The organism is Candidatus Bartonella washoeensis Sb944nv (genome assembly GCF_000278135.1).
In the GTDB taxonomy this organism is placed as follows: domain Bacteria; phylum Pseudomonadota; class Alphaproteobacteria; order Rhizobiales; family Rhizobiaceae; genus Bartonella; species Bartonella washoeensis.
Genome location: NZ_JH725023.1, coordinates 169,408 through 189,918 on the forward strand (window position 1 = coordinate 169,408; position 20,511 = coordinate 189,918).

22 protein-coding genes are annotated in these 20,511 nt (G+C 38.5%); 15 read left to right on the forward strand and 7 right to left on the reverse strand.

The features are described from left to right. Positions 1 to 276 precede the first annotated feature (276 nt). The 6 genes from MCQ_RS03270 to MCQ_RS03295 all read right to left on the reverse strand — a co-directional run bounded on the left by MCQ_RS03270 (position 277) and on the right by MCQ_RS03295 (position 9,054). A complete protein-coding gene (locus MCQ_RS03270) occupies positions 277 to 2,259 on the reverse strand; it encodes a MacB family efflux pump subunit (protein ID WP_006923524.1) in 1,983 nt (660 codons plus the stop codon). A gap of 3 nt (positions 2,260 to 2,262) precedes the next feature. Beyond that, the gene (locus tag MCQ_RS03275; RefSeq protein WP_006923525.1) at positions 2,263 to 3,486 is read right to left on the reverse strand and encodes an efflux RND transporter periplasmic adaptor subunit; all 1,224 of its coding nucleotides are present in this window, start codon (positions 3,484 to 3,486) and stop codon (positions 2,263 to 2,265) included. Beyond that, positions 3,483 to 4,967, reverse strand: coding sequence for an efflux transporter outer membrane subunit (locus tag MCQ_RS03280; RefSeq protein WP_006923526.1), 1,485 nt, complete (start codon positions 4,965 to 4,967; stop codon positions 3,483 to 3,485). Before MCQ_RS03280 ends, MCQ_RS03275 begins: the two co-directional genes overlap by 4 nt. Before the next feature lie 66 nt (positions 4,968 to 5,033). Next, positions 5,034 to 5,843: an exodeoxyribonuclease III gene (locus tag MCQ_RS03285; protein WP_006923527.1), complete on the reverse strand. Its 810-nt coding sequence runs from the start codon at positions 5,841 to 5,843 to the stop codon at positions 5,034 to 5,036. Positions 5,844 to 5,873: 30 nt separating this feature from the next. Beyond that, entirely contained in the window at positions 5,874 to 6,497 is a 624-nt protein-coding gene (locus MCQ_RS03290; protein ID WP_006923528.1) for a LolA family protein, read from the reverse strand. Between the two features lie 115 nt (positions 6,498 to 6,612). Further along, on the reverse strand, positions 6,613 to 9,054 hold the full coding sequence (locus MCQ_RS03295) for a DNA translocase FtsK (protein WP_006923529.1): 2,442 nt from the start codon (positions 9,052 to 9,054) through the stop codon (positions 6,613 to 6,615). A gap of 186 nt (positions 9,055 to 9,240) precedes the next feature. Here MCQ_RS03295 and MCQ_RS03300 point away from each other — a divergent pair, with 186 nt between their 5' ends. Next, positions 9,241 to 10,503: a ubiquinone biosynthesis hydroxylase gene (locus MCQ_RS03300; RefSeq protein ID WP_006923530.1), complete on the forward strand. Its 1,263-nt coding sequence runs from the start codon at positions 9,241 to 9,243 to the stop codon at positions 10,501 to 10,503. 691 nt (positions 10,504 to 11,194) lie between these two features. On the opposite strand, the gene MCQ_RS03305 is transcribed toward MCQ_RS03300, so the two are convergent. Then, positions 11,195 to 11,482, reverse strand: coding sequence for an H-NS histone family protein (locus MCQ_RS03305; protein WP_006923531.1), 288 nt, complete (start codon positions 11,480 to 11,482; stop codon positions 11,195 to 11,197). Positions 11,483 to 12,236: 754 nt separating this feature from the next. Between MCQ_RS03305 and MCQ_RS03315 the strand changes: the two genes are divergently transcribed. The 14 genes from MCQ_RS03315 (at position 12,237) to MCQ_RS03380 (ending at position 20,363) form a co-directional block, all read left to right on the forward strand. Beyond that, on the forward strand, positions 12,237 to 12,899 hold the full coding sequence (locus tag MCQ_RS03315; RefSeq protein WP_006923534.1) for a lytic transglycosylase domain-containing protein: 663 nt from the start codon (positions 12,237 to 12,239) through the stop codon (positions 12,897 to 12,899). A 123-nt stretch (positions 12,900 to 13,022) separates the two neighbouring features. Next, positions 13,023 to 13,298: a KorA family transcriptional regulator gene (gene korA, locus MCQ_RS03320; RefSeq protein ID WP_006923535.1), complete on the forward strand. Its 276-nt coding sequence runs from the start codon at positions 13,023 to 13,025 to the stop codon at positions 13,296 to 13,298. After that, positions 13,285 to 13,605, forward strand: a complete 321-nt coding sequence (gene trwL, locus MCQ_RS03325) for a VirB2 family type IV secretion system major pilin TrwL (protein ID WP_006923536.1) — start codon at positions 13,285 to 13,287, stop codon at positions 13,603 to 13,605. Before korA ends, trwL (MCQ_RS03325) begins: the two co-directional genes overlap by 14 nt. 184 nt (positions 13,606 to 13,789) lie before the next feature. Continuing rightward, positions 13,790 to 14,104, forward strand: a complete 315-nt coding sequence (gene trwL, locus MCQ_RS03330) for a VirB2 family type IV secretion system major pilin TrwL (RefSeq protein ID WP_006923537.1) — start codon at positions 13,790 to 13,792, stop codon at positions 14,102 to 14,104. Positions 14,105 to 14,253: 149 nt separating this feature from the next. Further along, entirely contained in the window at positions 14,254 to 14,565 is a 312-nt protein-coding gene (gene trwL / locus MCQ_RS03335) for a VirB2 family type IV secretion system major pilin TrwL (RefSeq protein ID WP_006923538.1), read from the forward strand. A 153-nt stretch (positions 14,566 to 14,718) separates the two neighbouring features. Beyond that, positions 14,719 to 15,033 carry a VirB2 family type IV secretion system major pilin TrwL gene (gene trwL, locus MCQ_RS03340; protein ID WP_006923539.1) on the forward strand — a complete coding sequence of 105 codons (315 nt, stop codon included), beginning with the start codon at positions 14,719 to 14,721 and terminating at the stop codon, positions 15,031 to 15,033. Between the two features lie 115 nt (positions 15,034 to 15,148). Then, on the forward strand, positions 15,149 to 15,466 hold the full coding sequence (gene trwL / locus MCQ_RS03345; RefSeq protein WP_006923540.1) for a VirB2 family type IV secretion system major pilin TrwL: 318 nt from the start codon (positions 15,149 to 15,151) through the stop codon (positions 15,464 to 15,466). A 135-nt stretch (positions 15,467 to 15,601) separates the two neighbouring features. Next, positions 15,602 to 15,919 (forward strand): VirB2 family type IV secretion system major pilin TrwL, encoded by a 318-nt coding sequence (gene trwL / locus MCQ_RS03350; RefSeq protein ID WP_006923541.1) that lies wholly within the window; start codon positions 15,602 to 15,604, stop codon positions 15,917 to 15,919. Between the two features lie 142 nt (positions 15,920 to 16,061). Beyond that, positions 16,062 to 16,373, forward strand: a complete 312-nt coding sequence (trwL, locus tag MCQ_RS03355) for a VirB2 family type IV secretion system major pilin TrwL (RefSeq protein ID WP_006923542.1) — start codon at positions 16,062 to 16,064, stop codon at positions 16,371 to 16,373. Positions 16,374 to 16,426: 53 nt separating this feature from the next. Then, a complete protein-coding gene (gene trwL, locus MCQ_RS03360) occupies positions 16,427 to 16,735 on the forward strand; it encodes a VirB2 family type IV secretion system major pilin TrwL (protein WP_006923543.1) in 309 nt (102 codons plus the stop codon). Between the two features lie 77 nt (positions 16,736 to 16,812). After that, entirely contained in the window at positions 16,813 to 17,115 is a 303-nt protein-coding gene (gene trwL / locus MCQ_RS03365; protein WP_006923544.1) for a VirB2 family type IV secretion system major pilin TrwL, read from the forward strand. Positions 17,116 to 17,255: 140 nt separating this feature from the next. Then, the gene (locus MCQ_RS03370) at positions 17,256 to 17,567 is read left to right on the forward strand and encodes a hypothetical protein (RefSeq protein WP_006923545.1); all 312 of its coding nucleotides are present in this window, start codon (positions 17,256 to 17,258) and stop codon (positions 17,565 to 17,567) included. A 12-nt stretch (positions 17,568 to 17,579) separates the two neighbouring features. Next, positions 17,580 to 17,888: a VirB3 family type IV secretion system protein gene (locus tag MCQ_RS03375; protein ID WP_006923546.1), complete on the forward strand. Its 309-nt coding sequence runs from the start codon at positions 17,580 to 17,582 to the stop codon at positions 17,886 to 17,888. 3 nt (positions 17,889 to 17,891) lie between these two features. Beyond that, positions 17,892 to 20,363 (forward strand): VirB4 family type IV secretion/conjugal transfer ATPase, encoded by a 2,472-nt coding sequence (locus MCQ_RS03380; RefSeq protein ID WP_006923547.1) that lies wholly within the window; start codon positions 17,892 to 17,894, stop codon positions 20,361 to 20,363. Positions 20,364 to 20,511: the final 148 nt, after the last annotated feature.

A 20,511-nucleotide genomic window follows, 5' to 3' on the forward strand; every position in this document is an offset into this window, starting at 1 on the left:
CCCTCTATTTTTAGGCTCAAATCCTAGGTTATCACACACTGTATTTTGTACAGCTATAAAAATATAAGGGAAATTTATTCATGATGCGTCACCGTTGTGCCGTAAAACTTCATCCTTTAATGTGAAAATATAAAGCATGCTCCACTTAACGATAAAACGTTTTCTAGAATAGAGGAGCAAATAAAACTAAACTTTTTCCATCCATATTTCGCTTTATAAAGGCTTGATCAAAGTAGAAAACATAACAACAAACATGCCCACTGCAATGATTAAATCCTAATCGCGTGAGAGGGCAACAACAGGATCAAGCCGTGAAGCTTGCCGTGCTGGTGAAAAACCAAAACACACTCCTATGAGGGTCGAAAAGACAAGGGATATGATGACCGAATCAAGAGTATAAATCAGGTGGATAGGTGCTTTAAAGAGCATAAACAAACCACCAATAGAAAGCCCAAAAAGAATCCCCAACCCCCCACCTATGACACAAACTAAAATCGCTTCAATTAAAAATTGCTGCAAAATATCACTCTGGCGCGCACCAACTGCCATACGCACTCCGATTTCATTGATCCGCTCAGAAACAGTAACCAGCATAATATTCATCACACCAATACCGCCCACAATCAGTGAAATAGCTGCAATTGAAGATACTAAAAGCGTTAAGATATGTGTACTTTCCATAATACGCTCACGGAAAAATTCTGAATTTCTAATGAAAAAATCTTTTTCACCATGCCGCATAGTAAGAAAACGTTCTACCATGGTCTCTGCCAAATGTGCATCAATATCATCGGCAAGCTTAACCATAATTGCACGAACCTCTGTTGTTCCAAGAAAACGTGTTTGCACAGTTGTATAGGGCAAATAAATCTGCAGTGTATTTGACCCACCTCCATTATTTTGCGGATCAACAACGCCCACAATACGTGCTGGAACCTTACCCACATGCACCACTTTTCCCAGTGGGCTCTCATGGCTGTGGGGAAAAAGAACAGAAATCGCTTCTTTTTCGATGATGAGATCAACCGCCCGATCATGCACACTTTTTTGATCAAACAACTGTCCTTTGAAAGCTTTAAGCCCCTGTGTTTGAAAAAATTGTTCTCCCACTCCCATAATCACAGCATTAGCTTCAACTGCGCCAAAACGTACTGTTGAATTTGCAGAAATCTGAGGTGTTACACCAGAAACATAGGGCAAACCAGAGAGGGCTTCTACGTCAGCTTCAACAAGACTTGTTATTTTTTCTGATTGTGGATCAGAAAAGCTTTTCCCTGGAAAAATTGTTAATGTATTGGAACCCAAACTCTTAAAATTTTCTAGTATTTTTTCCCGCGTACCATTTCCCAAAGCGACCATGGCAATAATTGCACCAATACCGATAATCACTCCAAGCATTGTTAAAAAAGTTCGCATCCGGTGTGCGTTCATTGCTAACAACGCCATGACAAATGCTTCACGAAAACGTTCAGTAAAAGAACGAAAAAAACCAAGCAATTTTTTGTTTTCCAGATTCTGTTCTTGATCAAGAGATTGACTTTTAACCCTTTTTTTTGCAACCTTTGAAACATTATCAGCAACAATTTCTCCATCACTGATTTCGATAATACGCTCTGCCCTTTTAGCCACTTGCATATCATGGGTTACAATAATAATGGTACGCCCTTCTTTATGAAGCTCATCTAAAATACGCAACACTTCTTGTCCACTCTGTTTATCTAATGCACCAGTTGGCTCATCAGCAAGAATGACCTCTGCATTATTCATGAGAGCACGAGCAATAGATACACGTTGTTGCTGCCCACCTGAAAGCTGGTTTGGACGATGATTTATTCGGTCTCCCATGCCTAAGCGTATTAAAAGATCTTGTGCACGTTTTTTTCTCATTCCCGGAGCGCACCCTGCATAAATAGCTGGAATTTCAACATTTCCAAGGGCTGTTAATTCATTCAACAAATGATAGCGCTGAAAAATAAATCCAAAATGATTACGCCGCAAAGCCGATAATTCATCAGCAGAAAGAGAAGCTGTTTCTCTCCCTGATATCCAATAACGACCAGAGTTTGCTCGATCAAGGCAACCTAAAATATTCATCAACGTGGATTTTCCTGAACCAGAAGCTCCAACAATGGCTACCATTTCACCATACTTAATGGTGAGATTAATATTTTTCAAAACAGTGACAAATGTTTCACCCGCGGGAAACGTGCGCACAATATTTTCCAAAACAAGGACAGCATCTGCTTTCTCTGTTTTCATGGCTTAAATCTCTTCTTCGTTATGCATATCAGAAGACTCTGGCACCACCCCATCACGCGAAGCTGTGATAACCACATCACCTTCATTAAGTCCCGAAACAACCTCTGCTACAACCTTATTATTAAGCCCAATGGTCACCTGTTTTGCAACCACCTTGTTTCGTCCCTCCAAAACAGAAACCCACGCTCTACCCTCTTTTGTTTCATCCCGCAAAGCATCACTTGGAACCAACAAGACATTTTGAGCACGCCCTAAAATAATATGAACTTGCGCAGTCATATAAGTCCGCAAAAAATTGTCTTTATTATCAACATGGACAATTCCATTATAATAGATTGCAGAAGATATCAAAGAACTCGAACCTCCCATCACCCCTGGATTAATACTCACATCAGCACGGATTGATTCAGGAGCTGGCTCTACCTTTTCTAAAATTCCTTCATAACGACGCTGTGAATTGCCTAAAACCGTAAAATAAAGAGGTTGTCCCGCACGAACTTTAAGAACATCAGCTTCTGAGATTTGCGCTTTAACGGTCATCTTTGACAAATCACCTAAAATAACAATTGTTGGCGCCGACTGCACAGCATTGACATTCTGCCCTTCTTCTACAACTGTTGCCAAAACCGTTCCCGCTGAGGGCGCAGTTATGCGTGTATAACCTAAATTGACCTCTGCACTGTCTACATCAATTTGTGCTTGTACAATTTGCTGACGAAGCTGATCAATTTGCGCCTCACGTATTTTCACTTGTGTCGTAGCATCATCAAGGTTAGCACGTGAAATTGCACGTGCTTCTATCATTTTTTTCTGACGTTCTAAATTTTTCTGTGCAAGAGAAAGATAGGCTTCTTGTTCTAGCAAACTCGCATAATAGTGCGACAATGCTGCTTTTTTTCTTTTTAGATCATTTTCCTGATCTGTAGGATCAATTTCTGCCAAGAGATCCCCTTCTTTCACAATACTACCTGGAGAAACATGCATTGATATCACACGTCCTGTCGCACGCGCACCAACAGCAACCAACCGATAGGGGCGCACAAGGCCAGAAGCCAAAACACTTTCTTCGATATCACCACGCTTTACCACCGCTGTCATATAAGTAGGAGCTGAAGTCCCAAAAAAAACAGAACGCAACCATAAAAAGACAATAATGAATATAGCAGTTAAAAATAAGGAAAGTTTTTTGTGTGTTGTAATGAAATTTTTTATAAAACCTTTTTTCATTGACTTACCTTTGTACGCGAACGGGGTACACCATCAACTATTTCTGGATGTGACACATCAACTACGCCATCCCAGCCACCACCTAACGCTTTCATAAGCGCAATATACTGTGTAGCCAAAGAAATACGGCTATCTTTAAGTGCCATTTGCGACGAATAATAAGAGCGGTCAGCATTTAATAATTCAAGGAAACTGGTATTTCCATTTTCAAAAAGGCGCCGTGAAAGTTTTAAGGAATGCAAAGAGGCTGTATTTGCAACGACAAGTTTTTCTAGACGCTGGCGTTCTTTAGTCAACCTCACAAGCGCATTTTCTACATCCTCTAAAGCCTCCAACACAGCAGCACGATAAGCAATAAAAGCTTGATCGCGCTGCGCACGCGCTACTGCAACAGAAGCCACAACTTGCCCCCCATTAAAAAAGGGAAAGCGAAGACCAGGTCCAAAAGACCAGCCAATTGTTGAATCTTTCCACAATTGTCCAATTGTCGCAGCCACTGTTGAAATATTACCAGTTAAAGTAAGTGATGGATAGCGATCTGCCTCACGCTGACCAATTCGCGCCGTAGCCTGCGCATACTGGCGCTCTGCACGTCGTAAATCCGGACGTGTTAACAAAATATCAGCTGGAATTCCTGCTGGTATTGGCCAGCATGGTTGTGGAATCTTCGCCTGCCTAGCGCTCTTTTGCAAAAGATCCTTCAATGCTGTAGGAACACGCCCAGTTAAAACAGAAAGACGATGAATGCTCATTTCCAAATTAGCTTCCATCTGTGAGATATCTGCTTCTGTATTTGCCATCTGCGCTTGCGCATTTGAAACATCAAGCTCTGAAACATCACCCGCTTTTAATTTGGCACGCATCAATTCATATGTTTTACGCTGTGATACAGCAATTTGCCGCACAATTAACAGTTTTTGTTGCCAACCACGCATTTGAACATAATTTGTTGCGACATCTCCTAACAAAGTCACCATGGTAGCGCGCATATCTTCCACGGCCGCTTCAAGACCATAACGCGCTGCTTCGACCCCTCTTTTATGCCCACCAAAAAAATCAAGCTCCCAACTCGCATCAAAACTACTACGATATTGGCTTAAAAACGCATCAGACTGTCCAGAATCACTACGGGTTCCTGAAATTGAATTTGCTACACTGGGCAAAAGAGATCCCACAACTTGCCCTAAACTCGCACGCGCCTCGCGAACCCGTGCTTTAGCAACAGCAACACTATTGTTTCCAGAAATCGCATAATCTATTAACACATTCAAAACAGGATCATTCAAACGCCGCCACCATCCGGCAAGCGCAACAGGATGCCCAGGCGTCTGTGCAGACTGCTGCCCCCAAATTGCTGGAACCTGAAAAGATGTCTTAAGATAATTAGGACCAACCATACATCCCGATAACATAAAAAAACACAACAAAACACTATAAAGCAATCTGTTAGAAATAACCCACTCTAGATTTTTGATCTGCATCCATTCTCCCACATGTTGTCAGAATCAACTGATTAATATTTTATTTACTATGTTCTTATTTCAAAATTACTTTGAAAAATCAAATATAGTTTGCACCGGAACATGATCTGAAGGCTGTTCCCACCCCCGCGAACTACGAAAAATCGAAAGATCAACAACAAAAGGTGCTAAATCTGGGGAAGACCAAATATGATCAAGCCGCCGGCCACGATCAGAAAGCATCCAATCGCGTGCACGATAACTCCACCATGTGTAAAGCTTAGTAGGAACAGGAAAATGCTTGCGCATCAGATCAACCCACCCACCCTGACAGCATAAAGTTTGTAAACGCTCAGTTTCAATTGGCGTATGGCTTACAACCTTCAACAATTGTTGATGAGACCAAACATCTTCTGCCAAAGGAGCAATATTCAAATCACCCACCAAAAGAGAAGAGAGACCATCCCCTTGATCAGCGCGAATAGAAGACATTTCTTCTAGAAAATCAAGTTTATGACGAAATTTTTCATTCACATTAGGATCAGGAACATCACCCCCAGCGGGAACATAAAAATTATGAATCCGCATATTCCTGCCATGGGCTTCAACAATAACCGAAATGTAACGACAGTCTTCCTTTTGACAAAAAAAACGCTTTTCAACACTCTTAAAAGGCAAACGTGAAACAATTGCCACACCATTGTAAGATTTTTGTCCACTCAATGCGATATGCTTATATCCTGCTGCTTTAAAAGCTTCATATGGAAAGAGAGCATCTGAGCATTTTGTTTCCTGTAGACACAAAACATCTGCAGCAAAGAGTTCTAAATATTGAAAAACCTGCGCAAGACGCAAACGAATAGAGTTAATATTCCAAGTAGCAATACGAAAGAACATTCTTTTCAATCTCCACTCAGCAACATCGCACTACTTCTTAGTGGGAAGAGTGAACATCCCATCAGCAAAACGAACCCCTGTCCGCACATTCATAATTTGAACAGTTGTTTCCAAATTCTGTTGATCAACAATTGTCCATTGCCGTAAAGCAGCGCTTTTAGAATCAAAAACCATCCTTATTTTCCCTGCCCCAATGCTTTTATCCCGTAGAACAATTGTCACCGCTCCAGGATCTTCACGAAATGCTAATAAACGCCCTGATGATACGTCAATTTTATCATCTAACAGAAATTTCATCGGCGTTTGAAAAAGCTGTGAAAAATTCCAAGTATTCAGAGCACGGTTGTTAATGCCTACAAATTGGCCATCTGCAATGATCTGTAAAGGTATTTTCTTGTAAATAAAACGAATTTTCCCTGGACGCTCTAAATAAAATGTTCCTTGGGACATTTTTCCCTTTGGACTAAACTGAATAAAATCACCGGTCATTGTTTTAATTGCCGCAAAGCGATTAGCAATATTCTGCGCCCGTACCACTTTATTGGATGATTGTGAAAAAGCAGAAAAAGTTAAACAACAAAAGACAATAATTCCCAAAAATCCAAAGATTATTTCCCTAAAGATTCTTCTTTGTGGTAAAAAAAACGTTCTCATAAAAATGCTCCCAAACAGTACAATTTTACCTACAATGAAGCGGCAAATACTGAATAAATACCCTCCTTTAAAAGAGAAAGATATTGTTTGAAAAAACTATCAAGAGATTTTTATTTCAAAAGCGCTCTTCTTCAGCAGGTACCAAAATTTCCCGTTTGCCCGCATGGTTTGCTGGACTAATGATACCCTCTTCTTCCATACGCTCAATCAGTGAAGCAGCACGATTATAACCAATGCCTAAACGACGTTGAATGTAAGAGGTCGAAGCCTTACGATCACGAAGAACAACCGCAACAGCTTGACTATAGGGATCATCTTCTGAAGGTGAGGTAAAGGAAACATCCTCAGTATTCTCTTCAATCTCTTGAGTAATGGTTTCCAAATAATCAGGCCTTGCTTGCGCTTTAAGATGCGCCACAACTTGCTCCACTTCATCATCAGCCACAAAGGGCCCATGAACACGCTGGATACGCCCTCCTCCCATCATGAACAGCATATCTCCTTGTCCCAACAATTGCTCGGCTCCCTGTTCGCCAAGAATTGTCCGGCTATCAATTTTTGAACTCACAGAAAAAGAAATACGTGTGGGGAAATTGGCTTTAATCGTCCCGGTGATCACATCCACAGAAGGACGCTGAGTAGCCATAATCACGTGAATACCGGCAGCACGCGCCATTTGTGCTAAACGTTGAACTGCTCCTTCAATGTCTTTACCGGCGACCATCATCAAATCGGCCATTTCATCAATAATGACAACAATATAAGACATAGGACTGAAATCGAGAGTTTCCGTCTCAAAAAGAGGTTCGCCGGTTTCGCGATCAAATCCAACCTGAATTGTCCGCGTCATTGTCTCTCCCTGACTTTTTGCCTCCTTAAGACGCGCATTAAACCCATCAATATTGCGCACACCAAGTTTTGACATTTTGCTGTAACGCTCTTCCATTTCACGAACAGCCCATTTAAGCGCAACGACCGCTTTTTTAGGATCTGTTACCACAGGTGTTAACAAATGTGGAATGCCATCATAAACTGAAAGTTCAAGCATTTTGGGATCCACCATAATGAGGCGGCATTGTTCAGGTGTCATTCGATACAGAAGCGATAAAATCATTGTATTAATGGCAACAGATTTTCCCGACCCTGTTGTACCTGCCACCAAAAGGTGCGGCATTTTTGCTAAATCAGCGATAACTGTTTCACCACCTATTGTCTTGCCTAAAGCAAGACCCAATTTTGCTTTGCTTTCTAAGAATTCTTGTGCTTGCAAAATTTCCCGTAAATAAACCATCTCACGCGTCGCATTAGGCAATTCTATTCCAATCACATTGCGTCCTGGAACTACAGCAACACGCGCTGAAATCGCACGCATCGAGCGTGCAATATCATCTGCCAGCCCAATGATCCGGGAAGACTTAATGCCGGCTGCCGGTTCAAATTCGTACAAAGTCACTACCGGACCAGGACGTGCATCAATAATTTGCCCTTTGACTCCAAAATCTAACAAAATACCTTCAAGTTCCTGAGAATTCACTCTTAAGACAGCAGGAGAAAGTTTTGCATCTCTCGCGGTTGGTGGAGAAACCGAAAGATAATCCAAAAGTGGAAGAAGAAAACCATCGTTTGAAGAGGCTTTTAAAGGCTTAAAAACACGACTTTTAACGGAGGAAGCCGGCACCTTATCTTGATCTTGAGAACTCTCACATTTTGTTTTTTCGTCAAAGAAAATTGGCTCAATCCGATCAAATAACTTTTCTTGTTTTTTAGATTGCTTTTTGAAAGAGAAAAGACGAAAAAGACGTGCGTGTAAAAAATAAAAAAGATGTAAAACAGCTCCAAAAGATGTAGCAAAAAAGCCGTGCTGTACTTCATCTGTAGCATATTCTGTATCTTCTGACATATCGAAGACAGGATCCACGATTTCGTCCTTCCGAGCATTTTTCACTTTTCTTTTATTTGTTTGGCGCCGCCACACCACATTGCCAGCAAAAGCAGCTATCAGAAACCCCAAAACGACAAGAACAATACCCAACAGCACATTTTGAAAAGAAGAAAGCGGAACAGGGAAAATTAAAGAAGCGACACTTAAAACTTTATCACCTAAAACGCCTCCTAAACCCATCGGCAATGGCCAGTGCGTAAAAAGGGCAAAAGGTGTCATAAGAGCAAAAGAAACCAAAAAACAAATCGTTGAGATCAGCCACAAAAAAAAGCGAAAAATCAAATTTTGGATATCTTTTTGTGCCAACAAAAGAAACGACCAAAATAATGGCGGCAACAAAACACCAAGACTTGCTAAACCAAAAAATTGCATAAAAAAATCTGAGAAAATTGCACCTGGCCACCCCATAAAATTTGTAATCTCACTTTTACTGGCATGCGTTAACGAGGGATCTGCAACATTCCAAGTTGCCAAAGAGAAAACACCAAAAACAATGAAAAGAAAAAGCCCAAGCCCAATGAAAACACCAATCTGACGCAAAAACATTTCAATGAGTCGCGAACCTTGAGAATTTCGCGCTTTTAATGGATTATAAGGAGAAGAAGTTTGGTGCATCCATCAATTCCAAATACAAAACCTTCATGTTTAAAAGTTATAAAATTATGACCGCAAAATATTAATACAGTTTTAACCATCACAATTATAACAATTCTCTTATAATTTTGTGTAAAAAGTGATATTCAAGGAAAATAGCCTTTTCGTTTAAAAGCCAACAAACTGCGAACAATGGAAAGAAGCATTGTGTGTTCCGACTTCAATAAAGGTATAAAACCCAATAAAAATATCAAACAATGCGATCTCCTCATTGCAGGTGGTGGGATTGTTGGTCTGACATTGGCAGTAGCACTCAAACAAGCTGCATCTGATCTGAAAATTAATATTGTTGATGCTGCTCCTCAAGAAGAACTTCCTTCTTCCAATATACGAGCCCTCGCTCTTTCTGCTGCTTCTATTCGTATGTTGAAACAATTACAATGTTGGGAACAGATAAAACCCTGTGCCCAACCTATTCATTCAATGATTATCACAGACGCATACACAAATGATCCGGTCAAACCAACTCTTTTAACCTTTAAAGGAGATATTACCCCCAATGAACCCTTTGCCGCTATGGTGGAACATAGAGAGCTCATCAGTGCTCTAAAAAAGCGGGCAAAAGATCTGGATATTCCTTTCATTGCAAACATGCGTGTTGTTGATTTTCACCAAGAAGACCAATACACAACCGTTACTTTAAACAATGGAGAAATCTGGCAAACAAAATTGTTGATTGCAGCCGACGGATCACATTCGAAATTACGCGAAAAAGCAGGCCTTAAAAACTTTTCCTCTCCTTACAAACAAACAGCAATCATCTGCACGATTGAACACGAAAAACCCCATCATGGCCAAGCAATCCAACATTTCTTACCTGCTGGCCCTTTTGCTCTTCTCCCCCTCAAAGGAAATCGATCAGCTATTGTATGGAACGAACACCATAAAACTGCGCAGTATTATCTTAAAGCTGATGCTCTTATTTTTGAAACAGAAATCGAAAAACGCATTGGTCACCGATTGGGGAAACTCTCTTGGAATGGAGAACGCCAAGCTTTTCCCTTGAACCTTTCTTTAACACGTCAATGTATTAAACCGCGTTTTGTACTCATTGGCGATGCTGCGCACACAATCCACCCTATTGCAGGACAAGGACTCAATTTAGGATTACGCGATAGCGCCGCACTCGCCGAAGTCATTATTGAAACAGCGCGCTTAGGGCTTGATATTGGATCCCTCACAGCTTTAGAGCGCTATCAAAGCTGGAGACGTTTTGAAATTGTACGTATGGCCCTGAGCAATGACTGGCTTAATCAACTCTTTTCCAATGATAACCTTTTCTTGCGAATGTTCCGCAATATAGGCCTTGGAATTGTCAATCAAACACCAAAAATGAAAAAATATTTCATTCAGGAAGCCTCCGGCCTCACCCCTAATGCCCCACGTCTACTACACGGCTTCCCACTCTAAGAAAAAATAAGCAAAAAATTATACCATCGCACTTTTTGCAATCTATGAACGAAATTCGTCTTTACAAAGATAACCCTTTTGCCCATTCTCAAAATTTAAGATTTTTCTAGAACCTATAATGATAATAAAGTTGCCCATAATTTGCTCCATCGCAACACTTGGTGAATTCTGCATGCAACCTACCCGGCATCATTCACTTTGATTCAAAGAAAAAAGATAGACAGAAAATCGTCTCTTCTTTTGGACTTTTAACGGGCTTTTATATTGATTCTACATCATCAATTTTGATAAAAAATATTCCAATACGTATCACAAATACTCTATCAAAACCAAAACGCTCAAATCAACACCAGTAAAGAAATTTCATTTTTCAAGACATTCTCTAATCTCAACCATAAAAATATTAAGAAAATTACACTAATGTCTCGTCTAAAAGCTTCATCAAGAAAAGACCTCAAAAATCCCTCAAAGCATCAAGCTGCTGATCTACTGAGCAGCATTTCAAACCCTTAAGGGCATATATACAACAGCACACTTCTTGCACATAAAGAAATACCTTCGCGCTTCATATGCTTTATTTGATCACCTCCCATTTAACACATCAGTTCGGCATTTTAATACATCATATTGCCGAATATAACACACGCTTATCTTATCGATATCCTCATACCTTGCGAATATTGCATATGTGTTATGTTACTTCTAGTTCTTCAAGCGCATAACCATTCTCCAACCATTCTTTAATCCACTTAGGTTTACGTCCACGCCCATTCCATAATTCCCATTGGTTATTGGGATTTCTATAATGACGTTCTTTGCTCACAAGATCAGCGATATTAATTCCATGAGCACTAGCAATTTCAAGAATTTTTCGCCGTGCATTCTGCTTCTCCTTTGCTTGCCGTTTTCTCAATTCTGCATCGATTTGGACGCGCATTTCCTGTAGCTCACCCAGATTCATGTTTTTGAGATCTTTCACTTTATCACTCCCCTTGCAAAAAAGAATTATGTTTTGCCATATTTTAAACACAATTATAGACGAATTCCGTCTTCATTGTTACAAAAATTAAAGTTACGAAAAATATATCACTTTCACGGAGTTGTGCTTTGAACCACGAAGGATCACTTATTGGTGTCTCTTTTGTCACTGCCCTATCCTTTTTTAGTTTGATTGCTGAAATTGGGAATCGGAGTGTGAAAGCTTCATTGTACCTCTCTGACTCTCATAGATCAGCGGTCGAAAGTAAGTATAAATCGCCACTTTATAAATTATGGCAGTGCTTTATAAAGAACAAGCCCTCGGCGCGTGATAATCGAGCAGTTTATTCTAATGATAAAGAGCATTCTTACATACAACGAATTTATGCTTTAGATGAATCACACCCTGCAACAATGAAAACCGCAGAAGACTATATTTCGCAACCAACCGCAATGAGCCAACAGAGAAAACTATGGTGTGAATGCAATCTGTTTTTTTTAAATTCCAATAATCGTAGCATCGGTTGGCCTTATATATTTAGTTTCATCTTACATGTTTGCTCAATTAAGTACATGTTGACGTACATGAAAAAGGTTTTCAGAAATAGCAAGACCTATAGTTACAAGAAACAATATTTTGGATTGCACAATTTAATTCCACAGATCTATAGTAACAGGATGTGGAGTCAGTTAGAGAACATCTGCAGCATTGATGTTCCTTATGATAAATCTTTTTTTTATCGGGTGTGCTGCTAATGACTGTTCCAAACTTCATGATGCTCGCAGCTGCGTGCGCGCCTGCTATTCATTCTACAACGCTTTCAGCCGTTGTTATGCAAAAATCACGGGGTCATATCTATGCAATAGGTCTCCAAAATGATCAAAAACTCTCATACCAACCCTCAACATTTAAAGAAGCAATTGCAATAGCGGAACAGCTTAAGAAAAATGGTCATAATTTTGACATGGGTTTAGGGCAAATTAACGTCAAAAATCTGGAGTGGCTTGGTATGTCTCTTTCTGACTTATTTGATCCCTGCAAAAATTTAAAAGCTGTGCAAATTGTTCTAATGCACTGCTATGAACGTGCCGTATCGAAATACAACTCTGAACAAGCTGCATTGCAAGCTGCTTTAAGCTGTTACGACACAGGAAACTTCAAAAGCAGTTCTACAAACACCTATGTGCAAAAAAATGCTTCCTATGTTGCGTTAAAAGTTCCTGCACTTTTAGGTGAAGAATCACAAGAATCTATAAAGATTCATACCAGAAAAGCAGAAGAAACAATTAAAGTAGAGCTTTTTTCTGTCGCTTCGGAAGATTTGCCGGATGCCTTTGCGCATAAGACAAGTGGTGTTCGTGATGCTTTTATAACAGGAGATTCTCTCCATTTGGAAGATAATAAGAGTGGTGGTTAATCGCTTAAATTAGGATTATAACTACAATTTTGGTGGGATATAATTATGAACGGTAGATAAAATAATGTTAAGGCTCTAATTAGTAAGATTGGGCGTCATTTATTCTAATTAAGGGCCAAAATAATGAAAATGATAGAACAAAACAGTGTTGACATAGCATTTAATCAGAAAGCAGCACGTGAGATTACGATTGTGATGCATTCAGAAAAAAAGTGGTATTTTACGTTTGTTGCAGATGATCCAGTGACCGGCAAGAAAAATAAGTATACGCTTCTTACACAGAGAGGGAAACTAAGAACTTGGGCTGATCCGAAATGTCTCTTTAAATTTCTTCATGAAAGAGGTGTTGTTTATGGAAACTTTATTCTTAATCAGGAGGAACAATATGAAACGACTTAATATGCTTCAAACAAAAGTTCATAATAAAATCATCACAACTACAGCGACTATCGTTGTATTTTTTCTGTCACATCCTGTATATGCCCAAGCAAAGATTTTGTTGGGTGCACAAAATGCTTTAACAAAGTTTCAGAATGAATTGAAGTTAATTATTCCTATTGCGGCTGCAGTCATACTTTTATGTTTAGCAATTGGTTATGCAGGACGCTATATTGAAAAAGACACATTTGTAAGGTGGGCAATAGGTGTGGTCATCGCTGGCTCAGCAGCTCAAATTGCTAACATGTTATTTAGCGGTGTAGTATAATATAAATAAATTTGGAATTTAGGGTATGAGGTATCCTTTTTATTCAACGAGAGATCTACGATGCTGTAGTTTTATGTGTATCTGTGCATATTAATAAGAGGATCATTTCTTCTCTTACCCTTCTTTCCCTTTCCCTCCCCCAAAAACAAAAACTTACCAACTGTAATATAAATTAGAGTAAAATATGAAAAAATCAAATACTGTTCGAGCAAAAATTAATAATAAAATTGTAACAACTATCACAACGATAAGTGTATTCTTTATGGCTTATCCTGCGTGCGCCCAAGCACAACAAGGTTTGCAAAACGCAAAAGGTATTTTAGACAAATTCAAATCAGAATTGGATACAATAATTCCTATAGCAGCTGCAGTTATACTTTTATGTTTAGCAATTGGTTATGCAGGACGCTATATTGAAAAAGACACATTTGTAAGGTGGGCAATAGGTGTGGTCATCGCTGGTTCAGCAACTCAAATTGCCACAATGTTATTCAAGTAAACTGAGAATAAATTCATAAATTCGTATCATATGAAATCTTTCTTTTATTTAAAAGAAGTGCATAGATTTTAGTGATATTATATGTATCCCTTGTGAATAAGTTATAAAGCAGAAAAACTATTCATGATAATTTAATTAGGATAAATAAAATGAAACAATCAAATAATTTATCAAAAAACAACGAAAAAATTATCGCAATTGCAGCAGCTATGACTGTGTTTTTTATGCATAATCCTGCATATGCCCAGAAAACTCTTGATAATGCTAAAAATGCTCTAACAAGTCTGCAGACACAACTTAAAGTAATTATTCCTATTGCGGCTGCAGTTATACTTCTATGTTTGGCAATTGGTTATGCAGGGCGCTATATTAGCAAAGACACGTTTGTGAGGTGGGCAATTGGTGTAGTCATTGCTGGATCTGCAGCTGAAATTGCTAACATGTTATTCAAAACAAACTGAGGGTAAATTTATAAATTCGTATCATATGAAATCTTTCTTTATTCGGAATAATAAGCTGAAATTTTAAAAATTTTAAAAATATCAATGAGGTATTATTATACCAAAAAGGTTTTTTGGTACCGGATTACAATCTTAATAATTAGGATAAAAACTATGAAAAAATCAAATATCTTCCAGCCAATAATTAATGGTAAAATTATAGTAGCTGTCACAGCTGTAATTGCATTTTTTATGACCCACCCTGTATATGCTCAAACCTTAGATAGGGCAAAGACTGTTCTAGAAACATTTCGAAACGAGCTTGTTCAGAAAATAATTCCTGTAGCAGCTGCCGTTATACTTCTATGCTTAGCAATTGGTTATGCAGGGCGCTATATCAGTAAAGATACATTTATAAGGTGGGCAATAGGCGTTGTAATCGCCGGTTCAGCAACCCAAATTGCCACAATGTTGTTTACAAATGCATAAGACATCCTGTTATTCTTGAAAAGTCCTGAATCACAGTAATCTCACGCATATTAAAGTTAATTCTGTTACAAAGAAAACATTTATAAAAACTTCAGTTTTACATTAGGATAAAAATATGAAACGACCCAATATACTCCAAATAGTATTTTATGATAAAATCGCCACAACTGTTGCGGCTATGACCATATTTTTTATGGCGCATCCTGTGCATACTCAAGCACAAGATTTGACTAATGCGAAAAATGTTTTAACTACTTTTAAGGGACAACTGAATACAATAATTCCTGTAGCAGCTGCAGTTATACTTTTATGTTTAGCAATTGGTTATGCAGGGCGCTATATCAGTAAAGATACATTTATAAGGTGGGCAATCGGTGTGGTCATCGCTGGTTCAGCAACTCAAATTGCTAACATGTTATTCACAGCAAGCTGACAATAAATTCATAAATTCGTATCATATGAGATCTTTCTTTTATTCGGAAAGAAAACTAAATTTCATAAATATTACTTAACACTGCAGAAAAAAGAACTTTTTGTGTTAATTCCAATCTTAATTAGGATAAACAATATGAAAAAAATAAATACGTTTCAAACAGTGATTAATAATAAAATTATTGCAACTGCCGCAATGATAACATTTTTTTCTATAGCGCATCCTGTGCATGCTCAAGCACAAAATTTGACTAATGCGAAAAATGTTTTAACTACGTTTAAGGAACAACTGAATACAATAATTCCTGTAGCAGCTGCGGTTATACTTTTATGTTTAGCAATTGGTTATGCAGGGCGCTATATCAGTAAAGACACATTTGTAAGGTGGGCAATCGGTGTGGTCATCGCTGGTTCAGCAGCTGAAATTGCTAACATGTTATTCAAAGCAAACTGAGAATAAATTATAAATTCATATCGTATGAAATCTTTCTTTTATTTAAAAGAAGCGTATAGATTTTAGTGATAAAATATATCCGTTATGATATAATTTATAAAACAGAAAAACTATTCATGATAATTTAATTAGGATAAATAAAATGAAACAATTAAATAATTTATCAAAAAACAACGAAAAAATTATCGCAATTGCAGCAGCTATGACTGTGTTTTTTATGCATAATCCTGCATATGCCCAGAAAACTCTTGATAATGCTAAAAATGCTCTAACAAGTCTGCAGACAGAACTTGTTAGCAAAATAATTCCTGTAGCAGCTGCGGTTATACTTTTATGTTTAGCAATTGGTTATGCAGGGCGCTATATCAGTAAAGACACATTTATAAGGTGGGCAATCGGTGTGGTCATCGCTGGTTCAGCAACTCAAATTACTACGATGTTATTTACCAATTGAAGTTAATGATAAAATCAATGTGATACAAAAATGTTGCTTTAAAAGTGAAGAATATGAAACAATTAAGTAATTTATTAAAAAATAACGAAAAAATTATCGCAATTGCAGCAGCTATGACTGTGTTTTTTATGCATAATCCTGCATATGCCCAACTAACAAATGCTAAAAACGCTCTAGACAGTCTGCAAAAAGAACTTGTTGGTAAAATAATTCCTGTAGCTGCTGCAGTTATACTTCTATGTTTAGCAATTGGTTATGCAGGGCGCTATATCAGCAAAGACACATTTGTAAGGTGGGCAATTGGTGTAGTCATCGCTGGCTCAGCAACTCAAATTGCTAACATGTTATTTACAACCCAGTAAAGTTAATGCTATTTACAACTAATTGAAGTTAATGATAAAATCAATATGATACAAAATATTACTTTAAAGTGAAAAATATGAAACAATTAAATAATTTATCAAAAAACAACGAAAAAATTATCGCAATTGCAGCAGCTATGACTGTGTTTTTTATGCATAATCCTGCATATGCCCAACTAGCAAACGCTCAAAAAGCTCTGAGCGAACTGCAAACACAACTTAAAGTAATTATTCCTATTGCGGCTGCAGTTATACTTCTGTGTTTAGCAATTGGTTATGCAGGGCGCTATATTAGCAAAGACACGTTTGTGAGGTGGGCAATTGGTGTAGTCATTGCTGGATCTGCAGCTGAAATTGCTAACATGTTATTCAAACCTTAGTATCAGTATGGTACAAAATGTTACTTTTGTAAAAAGTGAGAATCGTATGCATCAGGTATAAACAGATTAGTGATAATCTTATTATACTACAAGAAAGGAATATTGTTGATAACAACACAACTATAATGGAGGATAGAAATATGAAAAAATCAAATACTTTTCAGGCAAAAACGAACAGAAAAAGTATAGTTTCTTTTGTAACTTTGATCACGTTTTTAGCAATTCAATCTGTCAATGCTCAATCAGCGACTCATAGCATAGATATTTTTGTGGGTATGCAATATGGGCTAAGTATGATTATTCCTATTGTTGGTGTTGTTCTTCTTTTATTTGTTTTTCTTATTTATGTATTTCGTCTCATCACAAGACCTACATTCATGCGATTGACATTTAGTGTCTTTGTTGCAGGCGCAGCGTTTTATATTAGTAATATATTGTTCCACATCAGTTAATTGGAGCAACCGGTGAAAGCACAAAAACATGAAGCATTTCCCTTGTTCAAGGGAGCAACCCGCGTTCCAACAATTTGGGGTGTGCCGATGATGCCACTTATTGTTATGGCAGTATGCGTAGCTGTTATTGCTATGACAATAAATATCTTTTTGTGGATAATCGCGCCACCTTTGTGGTTCATTATGGTACAAATTACCAAGAATGATGATAAAGCATTTCGTATCTGGTGGTTGTGGATCGATACCAAGTTTCGCAACCGCAATAAGGGCTTTTGGGGTGCATCAAGTTACGCTCCCTCTAACTACCGCAAAAGGAGATAAACTATGACGGCTGTTGAAAGCAGCAAACGACTCATATCAGAGACACCAGTAAGTTTATTCATACCCTATTCACACCATGTTACAGATACGGTTATTTCTACCAAAAATGCGGAGTATTTGTCGGTCTGGAAAATTGATGGACGTTCACACCAAAACGCTTCGGAAGAGGATGTTTTTCAATGGATCAGGGAGTTGAACAATACATTACGTGGTATTGCATCAGCTAATTTATCACTGTGGACACATATCGTGCGTCGGCGTGTTTATGAATATCCTGATTCAACATTTGATAAAATGTTTTGCTATCAACTTGATGAAAAGTACCGACAAAGTTTTACTGGTTATAATCTAATGGTCAATGATCTATATCTGACCGTTGTTTTCCAACCGATAGCCGATAAGGTTATGTCGTTTTTTTCTCAGCATGAACGTGAAACGCTCGATCAAAAAAAGATGCGGCAAGAATCATGTATTAAAGCTCTCAATGATATCAATCGTACCTTAGGTCAATCTTTGAAACGTTACGGTGCTGAACTTCTTGGTGCGTATGAAAAAAATGGCCATGCTTACTCTTCTGCCCTTGAATTTCTCGCAATGCTTGTTAATGGCGAATATCGGCCTATGCCGATTTGCTATGATCGTTTTGCTGACTATATGTCCATCAATCGGCCTTTCTTCTCGAAATGGGGTGCCCTCGGTGAGCTGCGCACAACCACCGGAATACGCCGATTTGGAATGATAGAAATTAAGGAATATGATGTTACAACCAAACCAGGCCAATTTAATGGTCTGTTGGAAAGTGATTTCGAATTCGTGTTAACACAGAGCTTTTCTGTACTCTCGCGACATGCCGCTAAGGATTATTTACAGCGACATCAGCGTAATCTTATTGACGCACGCGATGTAGCAACAAGTCAAATTGAACAAATTGATGAAGCACTTAATCAGCTTGTAAGTGGGCATTTTGTCATGGGTGAGCATCATTGTACATTGACCATCTACGGCGATACAATTCAACAAGTTCGCGACCATATGGCAAAAGCGAGTGCAGCACTACTAGATGTTGCAGTGTTGCCAAAACCTGTAGATTTAGCGATAGAAGCTGGTTATTGGGCACAACTTCCTGCAAATTGGAAATGGCGACCACGCCCCGCACCAATTACATCACTGAACTTTTTGTCATTCTCATCTTTTCATAATTTTATGTCAGGCAAACCTACAGGGAATCCGTGGGGACCGGCAGTTACAATTCTTAAAACAATCAGCAAAACACCGCTTTATTTCAATTTTCACGCCTCTCAAATTGAAGAGGATGCGACAGATAAGCGATTACTTGGTAATACTGCAATCATCGGACAGTCTGGTTCTGGTAAAACTGTACTTCTTGGATTTTTATTAGCGCAAGCGCAAAAATTCAAACCGACAACCGTTGTTTTTGATAAAGATCGAGGCATGGAAATTGCTATTCGAGCGATGGGTGGTCGCTATCTAACGTTCAAACCTGGTAGAGCAAGTGGTTTCAACCCCTTCCAACTGCCACCTACACAAGAAAATCTGATCTTTCTGAAACAATTTGTTAAGAAATTGGCAGAAACTGGTGGCGAAGTCACACATCGCGACGAAGAAGAAATTAATCAAGCTGTCATGTCGGTTATGAGTAGCAATATTGACCGATCACTCCGTCGCTTATCTTTTCTGGTGCAATTCTTACCAAATCCGCGTTTAAGTGATTATAATGCACATCCATCTGTTCACGCCCGCTTGTTAAAGTGGTGTGAAAATGGTGATTACGGATGGTTATTTGACAATCCCAATGATGCACTTGATCTCTCAACGCATCAAATTTACGGCTTTGATATTACAGAATTTTTAGATAACCCAGAAACTCGTACCCCAGTAATGATGTATTTGCTTTATCGCACAGAAGGAATGATTAGTGGGCAAAGATTTATGTACATTTTTGACGAGTTTTGGAAACCTTTGCAAGATCCGTATTTTGAAGATTTAGCAAAAAACAAACAAAAGACTATTCGTAAACAAAATGGTATTTTTGTTTTTGCTACGCAAGAGCCTACCGATGCACTGGAAAGTAATATTGCCAAAACACTCATTCAGCAATGTGCAACTTATATTTTGCTAGCTAATCCTAAAGCAAATTATGAAGATTATACAGAAGGCTTCAAACTAACAGATGCTGAATTTGAATTGGTCAAAGGGATTGGCGAATTTAGTCGTCAGTTCCTTATCAAACAGGGTGACCAATCCGTACTTGCCGAACTAAATCTTGGCAAATTTCATGTGACAATCAATGGGAAAACAGTGGAGCGTGACTTTAGTGATGAGCTCTTGGTTTTATCGGGTACGCCCGACAATGCAGAGCTAGTCGAAAACATTATTACTGAAGTAGGTGATGATCCGGCATTATGGTTGCCAGTTTTTTTACAACACGTAAAAACTAATAGGAGGAAAAAATGAAGAAAGTAATTATTTCAATAACGATAGCAGCAATTTTGGGAACACCAAGCTTAGCACTAGCCTGGCTAAATTTGCCGGCAGAAGATTCTAATACGCATCATCGAAATAGCCTTTGGTTTTATGGAGGCACCACACCTCCTCCTTCCAA

Excerpts from the sequence above, each read along its gene's own strand:
- trwL (WP_006923544.1), top strand. The coding sequence starts at position 16,813 with ATGAAACAATTAAATAATTTATCAAAAAACAACGAAAAAATTATCGCA.
- MCQ_RS03290 (WP_006923528.1), bottom strand. The coding sequence starts at position 6,497 with ATGAGAACGTTTTTTTTACCACAAAGAAGAATCTTTAGGGAAATAATC.
- MCQ_RS03270 (WP_006923524.1), bottom strand. The coding sequence starts at position 2,259 with ATGAAAACAGAGAAAGCAGATGCTGTCCTTGTTTTGGAAAATATTGTG.
- trwL (WP_006923543.1), top strand. The coding sequence starts at position 16,427 with ATGAAACAATTAAGTAATTTATTAAAAAATAACGAAAAAATTATCGCA.
- MCQ_RS03315 (WP_006923534.1), top strand. The coding sequence starts at position 12,237 with ATGACTGTTCCAAACTTCATGATGCTCGCAGCTGCGTGCGCGCCTGCT.
- trwL (WP_006923536.1), top strand. The coding sequence starts at position 13,285 with ATGAAACGACTTAATATGCTTCAAACAAAAGTTCATAATAAAATCATC.
- trwL (WP_006923537.1), top strand. The coding sequence starts at position 13,790 with ATGAAAAAATCAAATACTGTTCGAGCAAAAATTAATAATAAAATTGTA.
- MCQ_RS03295 (WP_006923529.1), bottom strand. The coding sequence starts at position 9,054 with ATGCACCAAACTTCTTCTCCTTATAATCCATTAAAAGCGCGAAATTCT.
- MCQ_RS03370 (WP_006923545.1), top strand. The coding sequence starts at position 17,256 with ATGAAAAAATCAAATACTTTTCAGGCAAAAACGAACAGAAAAAGTATA.
- MCQ_RS03280 (WP_006923526.1), bottom strand. The coding sequence starts at position 4,967 with ATGCAGATCAAAAATCTAGAGTGGGTTATTTCTAACAGATTGCTTTAT.
- trwL (WP_006923538.1), top strand. The coding sequence starts at position 14,254 with ATGAAACAATCAAATAATTTATCAAAAAACAACGAAAAAATTATCGCA.
- trwL (WP_006923542.1), top strand. The coding sequence starts at position 16,062 with ATGAAACAATTAAATAATTTATCAAAAAACAACGAAAAAATTATCGCA.
- trwL (WP_006923541.1), top strand. The coding sequence starts at position 15,602 with ATGAAAAAAATAAATACGTTTCAAACAGTGATTAATAATAAAATTATT.
- MCQ_RS03285 (WP_006923527.1), bottom strand. The coding sequence starts at position 5,843 with ATGTTCTTTCGTATTGCTACTTGGAATATTAACTCTATTCGTTTGCGT.
- trwL (WP_006923540.1), top strand. The coding sequence starts at position 15,149 with ATGAAACGACCCAATATACTCCAAATAGTATTTTATGATAAAATCGCC.
- korA (WP_006923535.1), top strand. The coding sequence starts at position 13,023 with ATGAAAATGATAGAACAAAACAGTGTTGACATAGCATTTAATCAGAAA.
- MCQ_RS03275 (WP_006923525.1), bottom strand. The coding sequence starts at position 3,486 with ATGAAAAAAGGTTTTATAAAAAATTTCATTACAACACACAAAAAACTT.
- trwL (WP_006923539.1), top strand. The coding sequence starts at position 14,719 with ATGAAAAAATCAAATATCTTCCAGCCAATAATTAATGGTAAAATTATA.
- MCQ_RS03380 (WP_006923547.1), top strand. The coding sequence starts at position 17,892 with ATGACGGCTGTTGAAAGCAGCAAACGACTCATATCAGAGACACCAGTA.